The organism is Nostoc commune NIES-4072 (genome assembly GCF_003113895.1).
In the GTDB taxonomy this organism is placed as follows: Bacteria; Cyanobacteriota; Cyanobacteriia; order Cyanobacteriales; family Nostocaceae; genus Nostoc; species Nostoc commune.
Genome location: NZ_BDUD01000001.1, coordinates 2,420,807 through 2,433,355, shown reverse-complemented (window position 1 = coordinate 2,433,355; position 12,549 = coordinate 2,420,807). Strand labels below are relative to the sequence as shown.

At 41.7% G+C, this 12,549-nt stretch carries 10 protein-coding genes and 2 pseudogenes; 5 read left to right on the top strand and 7 right to left on the bottom strand.

Features of this window, described 5'->3' with window-relative positions; genetic code table 11:
* Positions 1 to 512 (top strand): annotated as a pseudogene (locus CDC33_RS10770) (protein kinase domain-containing protein); the annotation flags it as partial.
* Positions 513 to 550: 38 nt separating this feature from the next.
* Positions 551 to 796, top strand: coding sequence for a hypothetical protein (locus tag CDC33_RS38565; protein WP_181373962.1), 246 nt, complete (start codon positions 551 to 553; stop codon positions 794 to 796).
* Between the two features lie 93 nt (positions 797 to 889).
* On the opposite strand, the gene CDC33_RS10760 is transcribed toward CDC33_RS38565, so the two are convergent.
* Positions 890 to 1,756 carry a TauD/TfdA dioxygenase family protein gene (locus CDC33_RS10760; protein WP_109008471.1) on the bottom strand — a complete coding sequence of 289 codons (867 nt, stop codon included), beginning with the start codon at positions 1,754 to 1,756 and terminating at the stop codon, positions 890 to 892.
* Positions 1,757 to 2,706: 950 nt separating this feature from the next.
* Between CDC33_RS10760 and CDC33_RS10755 the strand changes: the two genes are divergently transcribed.
* Complete coding sequence (locus CDC33_RS10755) at positions 2,707 to 3,705, top strand: RNA polymerase sigma factor, RpoD/SigA family (protein WP_109008470.1); 999 nt, start codon at positions 2,707 to 2,709, stop codon at positions 3,703 to 3,705.
* A gap of 130 nt (positions 3,706 to 3,835) precedes the next feature.
* On the opposite strand, the gene CDC33_RS10750 is transcribed toward CDC33_RS10755, so the two are convergent.
* Positions 3,836 to 4,474: a ThiF family adenylyltransferase gene (locus CDC33_RS10750; protein ID WP_109008469.1), complete on the bottom strand. Its 639-nt coding sequence runs from the start codon at positions 4,472 to 4,474 to the stop codon at positions 3,836 to 3,838.
* Between the two features lie 5 nt (positions 4,475 to 4,479).
* Complete coding sequence (locus CDC33_RS10745) at positions 4,480 to 5,313, bottom strand: hypothetical protein (protein ID WP_109008468.1); 834 nt, start codon at positions 5,311 to 5,313, stop codon at positions 4,480 to 4,482.
* Positions 5,314 to 5,488: 175 nt separating this feature from the next.
* Between CDC33_RS10745 and CDC33_RS10740 the strand changes: the two genes are divergently transcribed.
* Together CDC33_RS10740 and CDC33_RS10735 are read left to right on the top strand one after the other, a co-directional pair.
* Positions 5,489 to 5,830, top strand: coding sequence for a hypothetical protein (locus tag CDC33_RS10740; protein ID WP_146195801.1), 342 nt, complete (start codon positions 5,489 to 5,491; stop codon positions 5,828 to 5,830).
* Positions 5,831 to 5,915: 85 nt separating this feature from the next.
* Positions 5,916 to 6,296, top strand: coding sequence for a hypothetical protein (locus CDC33_RS10735; RefSeq protein ID WP_109012533.1), 381 nt, complete (start codon positions 5,916 to 5,918; stop codon positions 6,294 to 6,296).
* 357 nt (positions 6,297 to 6,653) lie between these two features.
* On the opposite strand, the pseudogene CDC33_RS10730 reads toward CDC33_RS10735, so the two are convergent.
* The 4 genes and pseudogenes from CDC33_RS10730 to CDC33_RS10715 form a co-directional block, all read right to left on the bottom strand.
* Positions 6,654 to 7,133, bottom strand: a pseudogene (locus CDC33_RS10730) (hypothetical protein); the annotation flags it as partial.
* Between the two features lie 255 nt (positions 7,134 to 7,388).
* Positions 7,389 to 8,885, bottom strand: coding sequence for an aldehyde dehydrogenase family protein (locus tag CDC33_RS10725; RefSeq protein WP_109008466.1), 1,497 nt, complete (start codon positions 8,883 to 8,885; stop codon positions 7,389 to 7,391).
* Between the two features lie 113 nt (positions 8,886 to 8,998).
* Positions 8,999 to 9,721, bottom strand: a complete 723-nt coding sequence (locus tag CDC33_RS10720) for a cyclase family protein (protein ID WP_109008465.1) — start codon at positions 9,719 to 9,721, stop codon at positions 8,999 to 9,001.
* Between the two features lie 460 nt (positions 9,722 to 10,181).
* Positions 10,182 to 12,509: a PAS domain S-box protein gene (locus CDC33_RS10715; RefSeq protein ID WP_369694294.1), complete on the bottom strand. Its 2,328-nt coding sequence runs from the start codon at positions 12,507 to 12,509 to the stop codon at positions 10,182 to 10,184.
* Positions 12,510 to 12,549 lie beyond the last annotated feature (40 nt).

Below are 12,549 nucleotides of genomic sequence, written 5' to 3'. Positions count from 1 at the left end.
TATATTGTTCTCAAGGACATGAAAATTCCCCAGGTAGTCGCTTTTGTCTCCAGTGTGGTGAAAAGTTGTTGGATACACCCATAAGTTATAGTATCCAACCGGGACTAACTTTAGGCGATCGCTATGTGATTGTGCGTCAAATTGGCCAAGGTGGTTTTGGACGCACTTATTTAGCTGAAGATGTCAATCGTTTCCGCGAACTTTGTGTTTTAAAAGAATTCTCCCCCCAAGTTCAAACCGCCTACGTTGTCCAAAAAGCTGAAGAACTGTTTGAGAGAGAAGCGAGTGTTCTCTATAAACTGCAACATCCCCAAATTCCCCGCTTCCGGGAACTGCTTCGGATGAACTTAGGGGGGAAAGAATATCTGTTTTTGGTGCAAGATTATGTGGAAGGGGAAACTTACAATTCGTTGTTAAATACCCGACTACAACAGGGTTTGCGCTTTACAGAGGCGGAAGTACGCCAATTGTTGCTTTCAATTTTGCCAGTGTTAGAGTCTATTCACCCTCTGGCAAAATTAGATTTTTAGAAGATTCTAGCCAGCGAAGTTTGTCAACTAAATTACCAGAAAACGGATTTTACGAGTTTGTCGTGGTTTCCACAGCATCGAAACCAGTAGATTATCAACTCAGCATCACAGTAGAAAATCCTGCCCCTCCCCCATCGCCAACACCAACGCCCACAGAAACACCAGCGCCCACAGAAACACCCACGCCAACGCCAACTCCTACACCAACTCCCACAGAAACCCCCACTCCTACATCGACACCAACGCCAGAGACAGCACCTCAATAAACCGCGTTGCATAGTTGCAGGATGTTTCGCAACTTCCAAAATTCTCCCCCTGCCCCCCCTGCCTCCCCTGCCTCCCCTGCCCCCCGCCTCAAATTATCCCTTGTCCACAACCCCTAAACGCAACGCAATTCGCTTGTATTTCGTTGCATCATAGGGTGTACCTCTGTGCATTACCTGGGAGTTGTCCCAAAAAATAATATCTCCTGGCTGCCAAACATGGGAGTAGATTGGTGTACAGTCTAGAACAGTCGCAAACAAATCCTGCCAGAAACGTTTTGCTTCCTCTGGTCTATCTTCCATACCAACTGCGATCGCAGTGTCCGAACCTAGATATAATCCCTTTTTACCAGTGACTTTATGAGTAGAGACGATGGGATGCAGTTTCTTTGGTACATCCTCTACATTGCTACTCTTAAAAAACATTGGTGGTGAGTGATACATCGACATCTGCTCTAACTGGTGCTGATGTTGATGATCTAGGTTATTATAAGCCTCTATCATGTCAAGAAACTCTGTAGTATGGGGCTGCCCATTTACACCTTCTGGAGGCACTTCCACACCATAAAGCATGACAACATATAGTGCATTCATATCCAGTCCCTCTGTGACAGGGACGCCATCCTTATCATGATGCCATTCCCAAGCAAACTTTCCTACAGGTGTTTCAGTAAGTCCCTTGGGATTACCCAAGATATACACACCCTGGCTTTGCAGGTCTGGACTAATATCGGGATCTAATGTTTTGGTTTTGGAATAGCCAAACATGAAGTCACCAAAGGTTTTGCTAGAAAATTCTCTCAACTGCTGTGCGGTGATGTGTTGCTGTCTAACTACCACAACGCCGTGTTTCCAAAGTGATTCCTTTAATTCACGCGACTCTAGATTTGTGAGGTTGCTAAGATTGCAACCCCGCAGGACTTCAACTCCGAGCCTTGATTGGTGTTTAGTTATTGGAGTCATTGTTATGCAATTATTTTTGGAGCAAACTATATTAACAATTAGTTAGTGTAAATAAAAAATTTGTCTAAATAAACTTTTGATCATTGAGAATTGTTTCGACAGTTTCAGTGGGTATGCAATAGCTAATTTTCCCAACCCAGATAACTACCCAAAAGAGGTTGCAGACAATTCTGTGCGCCAAACGGTAGAACTTTTATTGAATGGCTACTTACAGCAGAACTATGAAATAAACAGGCTTTATCCCTAGTTTTGAGACTTAGGTTGTATATAGGAATCCGGTTTGATTTCTGAAAATATACGTAGGATGTGTTAGCACGGAGAGTACGGCATCAAACTCGTGTTCATAGTGCGTTACGAACTCCGTTCTAACACACTCTACAATACTTAATTTCGTTCAAAAATCAAATAGTAATCCTATATAAGACTAATATTTGATTTCTCAAGAAGCTCCGTACAGATCGAAAAACCTAATTCCCTACTCCCTACTCCCCACTACCCGCCCACGTAGATAATTTCAAAATCAAATACGATTCCTATACTTCACCAGATTGAAATCCTCTGTAATTTGGATAGACATAACTTTTTCAATTCTTTGACAAGCTCCTGTCACATCAAGCTCTTAACTTTAAAAAGATTAGCTTTGGCAAAATAATTATACGCGACAACAACCAGAAAAATCTAGACGAGTTCTTGACTTTGACCTTTTAAAGTCAAGCTACAAAACGATTATAGTCAAATTAATGTTAGCAACTTAATTATCAAAATTAAGAATTGCATTCTAATTGCATTTTTGAATTTCACACTAATCCTCTCGGATTGAAATTTATACCAATTCTCCAACTTGCGGGATCTAAGTTTCTTAATTGCGTTAGCGTCTCTAAGAGTTGTCCATTGCAAATTGGTATTATTTTCCTGTAAATCAACAAGTATTTCTGAAGGTTCAAATAACTATGAATAGTCTATCTACCCAGTCTCTAGAAGAAAGTAATAAAAATGAAAAACCTTTATCTCCTGGTGATTCAGTGCGTGCTTATCTGCGCGAGATTGGACGTATACCTTTATTAACTCATGAGCAAGAGATTAATTTTGGCAAGCAAGTTCAACAAATGATGGCTTTACTTGCTGCCAAAGAAAAATTAGCTATTCAATTAAAACGCCAACCGACACAGCAAGAATGGGTTGAAAATATAAATATCGATGAAAAAGCACTGCTGCAACAGCTACATCAGGGATATGAAGCCAAGCATATAATGATTCAGGCTAACCTGCGACTTGTGGTATCTATTGCTAAGAAGTATCAAAGACGTAACCTAGATTTTCTGGACTTAGTTCAAGAAGGAAGTTTAGGTTTAGAGCGAGGAATTGAAAAATTTGACCCTACTAAAGGGTACAAGTTTTCAACCTATGGCTATTGGTGGATTCGTCAGGCAATTACACGAGCGATCGCCGAACAAGGACGTACTATCCGCTTGCCTATTCATATTACAGAAAAGCTGAACAAAATCAAGCGGATTCAACGTGAACTAACTCAAAAATTAGGTCGTACTCCGACAGTAGTTGATATCGCCAATGAACTATCTTTAGAACCTAAAGAAATTCGACATTATTTACTCTTAGCACGTCAAACTGTCTCTCTAGAATTGCGAGTTGGCTCAGAAAAAGAAACAGAATTACAAGAGATGTTGGAGGATGATGGACTCTCGCCAGAATTATACGCTGACCAAAAGTTTCTCCAACAAAATATTCAAAATTTGTTGGCTAAATTAAATCCCCAGCAACGGGAAATATTAACTTTACGTTTTGGTTTAACAGATGGAAATGAACTTTCTTTAGCGCAGATTGGTCAACGTATGGGTATTAGTCGAGAACGAGTGCGACAGATAGAGCTACAAGCTTTGGCTACTCTACGAAGACATAAGGATAAGATACACAACTATCTAGCTAGTTAATTCGTAATGGGGATTTATACCCCGCCACAAAACTTACTGCTTGTTATTTGCTCTTTACTTAAAACCAGCAGAGTTTGGTAAACTCTAATGCGCGATGTCTACGATAAGCCGATAAGAGCATCTACGCAATCTACAAAAACAGAGATTGAACAGTTAAATCCTTTTGGGTAATGGTGAAGTTACGCTGTTCTGCTGTGGCAATGAATGAAACGATCGCTTCACACGCCACAGCAACAGTTAACATTACTAAGTTTCGTGTCAGGGGATAATCACAAACATCATCATTCACCTCGGAAGGAACGCGATAAACGTCATTCCAAATCACTTCTGCATAATCAGCCGATAGCCCAGCATGAAGACAAGGAATGCTTAATTGTTCAGCATAATTTTTCACTGTTTGACGTGCCACACTATTGTCAAAGACATCGACAATTAGCTGGCTGTCTTTGAGTAGTTGAGTTGTATTTGCTGATGTCAATTCAAGAGTTTTAGCATCAACTTTAGTACCAATTGCTCGATATAAATTATTCGCTAAAATTTTCGCTTTGAAGGCTCCAACATCAGAACGGTAATAAGGCTGAGTCGAAAGGTTACGCTCTTCAATGCGATCGCAATCTATCACTGTAAGTTTATCAAAACCAGACCGAGCTAAGTTTTCTGCAATGTTAGCTCCTAATGCTCCAGCGCCACAAATTGTTACAGGATAATTTTTTAGCTTTGCCATCACAGCATTGCTGCGGTAAAGCTGCTCGTGAAAAAACATGTTCATTGTCTTCACCACTCTTGATGTTCCATTACACCTACTAAGGATTGCAAGTCAAAATCGCGATCGCGTCCACTCAGACAAATACCAGAACTGACAACAGTCAAGTCAGTTTTAGCGATCGCACTAGTGTGGCGAACACCATCAGCAGTTGTCCAATCGACTGTCCAATAATCGCCGCGATCGTGAAATTGATTTAATTCACCGCCGCCCATCCGCAATGCCTTTTTGAGTCGCTTTTCATCTTGTTGGGGTTGAGTAAAGCCCTCAATGCGCCGAGTTGCTAATTCATACACTGTGCGGATTTCTGGAGTAATGCCCTTAAACTGTAATTCCTCAGCAGGAATGAGTTGCTTAACAGCAGATTGCAGAGTTTCAACAATTGCCGGATCGGTACGGCGATCGACTTCCTCGAACCAGCAAGACTGTCCATTCCAACGGGCAATAATTTGCTCAAAGGTAACGCCTTCGGTAACTAAGTGGACTGCGATCGGTTTAACTACCTTCAACCGTTGACGCATATCTGCTTCATTCACAGGGTATGCTAACCAAGTTTGTTTTTGCAGTTGATGTGCTAACCGCAGTCGTATTTGGGGAAAGTGTTGTAGGTATTCTGCAATCTGGGGTAAGTCTGCTTCTTCTACAACCGTTGCTGTTTTCTCATCCACAAGCTGAAAGATGCCCCAACCTTCAAATTTACTAGGCTTTGGACTGAAGGTGTAGATCATCCCAGCTACCCGTGTGCGAACTCGTCCACCTTTGACACAGGGAGCAAGGAATTGGGTTGTAGATAATTGTGCTTGTGCGATCGCAATTTGGTTGATTAGCTTATGGATGTCAGGCATAATTATCTCTATTTACGCATAATTACTCAAGATTTCTCCCAATATATGAGTATATAAAAGAACATCTGTTTTTAATAAAACAGTAATTAGACAACTATTTTCATTGGGTGAAACAATGTTTTTGCATTTTGCATATATTGGAATGTGCTTATTATCGATTGTGATATCTTTCTATGTGAAAGATAAATTTGAGAATTTTCTAGAAAGAAATACAACAATTGCAAATGAAAAATCATTAGAAGATTATAAAAAACTCGTGCGTCTTAATATGTATGGAGCGCTGATTCAAATAGTTTTATTTGTTGGTGCATTTGTTAGCGGTATTGCTTATATTCTTAATCAAGGTTGCACAGGGGTATTTTCATTCTTTCTACTATGGTTTGCTGCTAGTGTTATGAAACAGTTAGGCCAGGTTGAAGAAAAAGTACGTACACTCAGTTGTGCAACTGCTGAACTAGAGCGTCAATACACAAAAATTTCCCATACTTGGAAGAAAAAAGCTTTTCCCGATTTCTAAATTTTATGACTAGATGAATCCAGTAAATACAGTAGCCTTGTATTTATTAAGTAAAATTTCAATTGACCAAATAAATTTAAAAATTATGACTACCCAAATACAACAAATATCAGAGTACAAAAAAAGGTTAGCATCTGCTTACCGGGCAATTTACGCAGTTGGAGTTTTGGGTGTTTTTCTGGGATTACTGGCATTAATAGCTGGCAATCAACTTCCTGAAGGTATGATATTGGGAATTTCGTTTTTACTTTTTGGTTTACTCTATCTAGTTCTAGGCTTTTTTGTACAACGTAAATCCAAACTTGCGTTGGGTATTGCAGTGGGATTTATGCTGCTAAATTTCTTAACTGGCATTCACAATATGATTCAAACAGGTAAACCAGTTGGCTTAATTATTCCCATCGTATTTTTCAGTCAGACATGGGAAGGATTTAAAGCTATACAAGTATTGAAGTCCAAGACTTGAAGTAAATCTGAATGAGAAAACTTCGGCTCATCGTCCTACCCTACTTAATATTTTTTATAAATAGCCTATTAATTACAAATTAGTATCATTATTTCCTCCGTGCAAGTTGGTGGAGCATTGCGTGTTCTCAGTTACTAGAGGGACTCCACTGGTGAGTTGTTACACACTCTTTCAAGGATGACTACTTTTAAGCCTACCTCCCAGGTTCTTCGTACTCCCCGTTCACACACGCCCACTGTATTTGGCAGTGTTACCTTTCCTCTCGTACTAGTATGTAGGCTCCAAGAGTTGGGGCACGCAGGGATTAATAATACATTGTGCTACAAAAATGTAATGGTAATTGCCATACTTCAGAACTTACTTATCCTCTCTTACAGGTAACGGCATATCCAAAATCTCCATTAGCAAATCCAGACGAGAGGGGCGCGTTAGCAATGGGACGATGTTCGGCAAACTATAGTAGTCACCCGCGAAAGTGAACGTATCTACAGGTGTTTGCTGCTGCTTCAGTTGAGTCTCTACCCAGTTGTAATGAGTACCTACACGAACAATCACCACGTTCGGCATTATCGCCAACTCTCGGCAATAATTCTTGTAGACTTCACCGAAGTAAGGAGCCGCATTTTCGCCCTCATCCGTCACTAGGATAATCTGGTCAACCACCTGCTTCTTCTTCCGCATTGCTTCCAATGCACAGCCGATGCTAGTACCACCGCCTGCATTGATGTGCTGGAAAGCACGCTCCCAGTCGCTCAACTCCTTGCCTTTTGCCGTAACAGCGTAAGGAATGGTGTCGAAGGCGTAGACAAACAGTTCTGCCTGAGTGATACTACAAATTTCGCATTCCGATGCGTGTCATTTAGATTTTCTTGTAGCGAAAGTTCCTATTAATAAGGGTTATACGATTTCGCTGTAATAATACAAATACGTTGGTAAGGGCATAGCATTACCATGTCCCAACGAGAAATCTATATCTATTAGGGTTTTCGTGAATTGGTATTACAAATTATTCTTTGCTGAAACTGAGCGATCGCGCAACGTGTTGTAAGACTTGCGAAAGTTTTGCAGTCGGGATGTTAATATTGCATACAATTAACTGCGGTTATCTATCTGAGCGCGTTGTAAACTTCCAGAAAAGTCAACATAAACACTTTTCCATTCCGTGAAAACATCCATTGCAGTAGTTCCAGCTTCGCGGTGTCCGTTACCGGTTTGTTTCACACCGCCAAAGGGCAAGTGTACCTCTGCGCCAATAGTGGGGCCGTTAATATAGGTGATACCTGCTTCGATGTCGCGCATGGCAGTAAAAGCCCGGTTGATATCGCAGGTGTAAACTGAAGAAGAAAGACCGTAATTGCTATCGTTGAGAATTGCGATCGCTTCCTCAAAAGAACTAACTTCAATCAATGCCACCACTGGCCCAAATATCTCTTCACGCGCAACGCGCATATCGGGAGTTACATCATCCAAAATAGTTGGTTGAAAGAAGTAACCGTTTTTCAATGAACCTTCACTGGCAATTTCTCCACCAATTAAAACCTTTGCTCCTTCCTCACGGGCGATATCCAAATACTTGCTCACCTGTTGAAGTTGCTTTTCATTGACAATCGGCCCAATATCTGTATCAGAGTCAGTGCCAGCACCCAAGCGTAACTTGCTGGTACGCTCATAGAGCATGGCGGTAAATTTTTCTTTAATATCACGATGCAAAATCAGGCGACTAGTAGCCGTACATCGTTGACCGGTTGTTCCAAATGCTCCCCATACTGCACCATCAAGAGCAAGTTCCAAATCGGCATCTTCCATTACCACTTGGGCATTTTTACCACCCATTTCTAAACAGACACGCTTGTGAGTGCGTCCGCAAGTAGCGCCAACAAAAGCACCTGTTTCTGAAGAACCAGTAAACGATACCAAATCTACATTTGGATGTTCAACTAAAGCTTTACCCACCTCCTCTCCCACACCATGCACCAAGTTAATTACTCCTGGTGGTAAACCTGCTTGTTGGAAAATTTCAATCAATTTAGTTGCACAGGCGGAGGTGTCTTCGGCAGGTTTGAGGATAACTGTATTTCCACACACCAAAGCTGGCATAGCTTTCCAGCAAGGAATTGCCACAGGGAAATTCCAGGGAGTAATTAAGGCACAAACTCCTATGGGCATCCGCACAGTCATGGCGAATTTATTGGACATTTCCGACGGTGTGGTTTGCCCAAATAGTCGCCGTCCTTCGCCAGCAGTGTAAAAGGCGCAGTCAATACCTTCTTGCACATCTCCCCTGGCTTCTGTCAAGGGTTTACCCATTTCCCGACTGATTAACTGAGCAAGTTCTTCTTTATGCTGGAGTAATATTTCCCCAACACGAAATATGTATTCTGCCCTAGCTGGAGCCGGGACTTTGCGCCAACTGTAGTAGGCTTTACGGGCGGCGGCTACTGCTGTATCTACATCCTTAAGTTGCGATCGGGGAAATGTGGCAACCACTTCGGTTTTGTCAGCAGGGTTGCGACTTTCTAAAGTTGCTTCCCCTACAGCACTCAACCATTGACCGTCTATGTAATTGCGGCAAGATAGGGGAGTTGTCATCTTGAAAATCTCCGGCTGATGATCCACTGGAACTTGTGTACTAAGTTTGCTTGCTTTCTAGGTTATCCTCAAGTTTAAGAAATTGGGGTAAGAAGCAAATATCGATATAAAAATTAAGGCACTAATGCCAACACCCCGACAGGAGAACCAGAACCACCACGCAACCTGAGAATGCCGATCGCTAGAGTAGTACCTTTCGGTGGCAATTGATCCAAATTGGTGAGATTCTCCAATACAATGCGCGGTTTCTCCAACACCAAGTGGTTAATAGCAAAACTGTTATCCTGTCCGGGGTCTACACCATGAGTATCAATTCCTACCCCTGCTATTTGCCGTTCATCCAATAATAATTGAGTCGCATCGCTACCAAACCCTGGAAAGTGGGCAATTCCTTGAGAATCATGATTTAGGAATGCACTTTTATCTAACCACTTTTTTTGCCAACCAGTATTCAGTATAACTACGCAACCAGGATAAATTTCTCCGTATTCTTCTTCCCAAGCTAGAACATCAGCAATGGTCAGGGCATAATCAGGATTAACTGCTGTGGCAAGGCGTTTATCTATGACTACCGCAGGTACAACCAAAGACTGGGCGGGGTATTGGTCAATTCCCACAGCATAACTATGAAAACTGTTAGGGGCGTTGATATGAGTAGCGCTATGTTCCCCCAAGGAGAAACGTCGTAGGTAATAGCTATCATTATTCAGTTCAGCTACAGTTTCAAATTCTACTGGAGGGTCGCCAGACCATTGGGGAATATCTATGTCAATTACATGACTTAGATGGATAACGCGTGTGTAGGTGATACTATTTTGACTTTGGGGTTGTATCATAATTCTTCTTTCCCCCTACTTCTCTTCCCAAACTGCCTCAAGAGCCTGCCTGAACCAAGAAATTCCTTAACCGAATGGTATTGCACTACACCTACGCAAACATAATAATACCATTACAACGTTTTTTAAACGATTAAACTGCAACATTTCTACTATAGGAATCCGGTTTGATTTGGAGAAAATATACGTAGGATGTGTTAGCACAGAGAGTACGGCATCAAACTCGTGTTCATAGTGCGTTACGAACTCCGTTCTAACACACTCTACAATACTTAATTTCGTTCAAAAATCAAATAGTAATCCTATACTATTTCTCCGTATTAGAATAAATAATCCCCCAATTCCTGTAACTTTCAGGTGGTTGGGGGGGTTCAAATGTTGCAGCAAAAAGTGAATTAATCTTAAGTTAACAACTAATAGGTTAACTTTTGATTAAATTTTGGTTAAGATTGTGTAATATTTACAAATCCGGTTGCTGCTTGAATGGAATCACGATCGCAAACTCAGCACCTTCTCCTGGTGCTGAAATACACTGGATTTGCCCGCCATGTTTTTTGACAATAATTTGGTAACTAATTGATAACCCCATGCCCGTGCCTTTACCGACGGGTTTCGTAGTAAAGAAGGGGTCAAATACACGTTTGCGTACTTCCTCAGTCATGCCTGCGCCGTTGTCGGCAATGCCAATGATTATATGGTCTTCTTGGATGAGGGTGCGAATGCGAATTTGGGGAGTAGTGAGTAGGGAGTAGGGAGTAGGGAGTGGTTCTTTCCCCACTCCCCATTCCCCATTCCCCACTCCCTCTTCTAAAGCATCGATCGCATTTGTTAACAGATTCATAAACACCTGATTCATGTGTCCAGCGTGACACATTACTGGTGGCAGGTTGGCGTAGTCTCGGATTACTTGGATTTCGGAATGTCTTGATTTGGCTTTCAGGCGATTTTGCAACAGCAGCAAGGTGTTATCAATACCTTCGTGAATATCCACTGGCTTTGTGCCGTCTTCATCAAGGCGAGAGAAATTGCGTAAAGATAGGACAATCTGCCGAATGCGTTCGGCTCCCATATCCATAGAATCTAAAATTTTCGGCAAATCTTGCTTGAGAAAGTCTAAATCAATGGCGTAGATTTGTTCGTGAATCTCTGGTGTTGGTGGGCAATAGTTTTGTTGATAAAGGTCTACCAAGTGCAGCAAATCCTTGGTATATTCACGGGCGTGGCTAATATTGCCGTAAATAAAATTGACGGGATTATTGATTTCGTGGGCAATACCTGCAACCAATTGTCCTAAACTGGACATTTTTTCAGTTTGAATCAGTTGTGCTTGGGTTTGTTGAAGTTCTAGCAGCGCCGCTTCTAGTTGCTGGGCTTTGTCTTGGGCTGTTTGGGCAGCGATGCGACTTTGGGTGTAAAGTTTTGCTTGGTCAATGGCGATCGCTAGTTGAACTGTAACTGCTTGTAATAATTCTACTTCGCTGTCTAGCCAAGGCCGGAAGCCACTACAAGAACCACAGCTAAATGTGCCAATTTCCCCTGATTGGGTATGTACGGGGAGCGACATAAAAGCAGTGAAACCAAAATCCTGCAAAAATTGCTGTGCAATGTCATCGCTGACAGTCTCAACATCATTAATGCGGATGATTTCTTTGTTCAAGGTTTTGGCTGCGATTAGTTCGATTTCTGCATTAGTTGCTTCTTGCTGATTAAGCAAACAGGGGAAAGAGGAACTTTTCGCCTCATATACTCTCTCCCAGTAGGGTACATCAGCGTCTTGCCGATACCAAAAAAAGGCGCAGCGATCAATCTGGAATAAGTTGCGAATCTCCTGTACTGCGGTTTCCACAATGTAATTGAGATCCAGGGAAGCTCGAATCTGGTTAGAAAGACGATTGAGTAAGGCTTCTCGTTGGGCGCTTTCTCTAAGTGCAACTTCTGCAAGTTTTCGGTCAGTGGTGTCATAGCATATACCAACAAAGTTTAAAACATTACCATTGGCGTCTTTAATAACAGATGAGTTGCTGGTATGCCATCGCCAAGTACCATTTTTGTGTTTTACGCGATATTCAATTGCGTCTTGTTTCTCACTTGTTGTCAAAATTCTTTGAAAATAATCGGCACAGATATGCACATCGTCAGGATGTACAAAGGGAACAAAGGATTTGCCTTCAACTTCTGCAACCTCATGTCCAAAAATTTCTGTCCAGTTAGGAGAAACGTAGGAAAATATCCCTTCAAGTGTTAGGGCAAAAATAATGTTATTGGCGTTTTCGACAATGCTGCGAAACTTGTTATCGCTTTCTCTGAATGCTGCTTGGATGTTGTCGCTGGTGTGGCGGACAAGAATTATGATTTGCTGGTCTGGTAATGGTAATAACCTAGCTTCAAAATTATTCTTCCCGGATGGTAGCGCTAAGGTATATTCAAAACTGACTTCATATTGAGTTTCAAGTACTTGAGTTATTGCTTGGTAGAAGCGATCGCCTACAGCGATCGGTAGGCATTCTCGCAAACTCTTGCCCTGCCAATCTCCTGTTGAGATATACGGGTAATCCAGCTTCCCTGGTTTGTAATCTAGAATACTTCTATCAGCATCAATACGAAAGTATAAATCAGGAAGCGCTTGCAAAATCGCTGCAAATTCTGATGTTTTTTGCTGTAACTGTGCTTCAACTGCTTGGCGTTTTGCAGTTTCAGCTTGTAGTTCTTCTAGTGCTTTTGCTAATTCTATTTCTTCCTCTTCCACCATGATTTGGTTAATGTTGCTCTGCACTTTTTTAGAAAACACTTTTGCCTGCCTGCTCTGCCTAAATTATTAAGGTAATAGT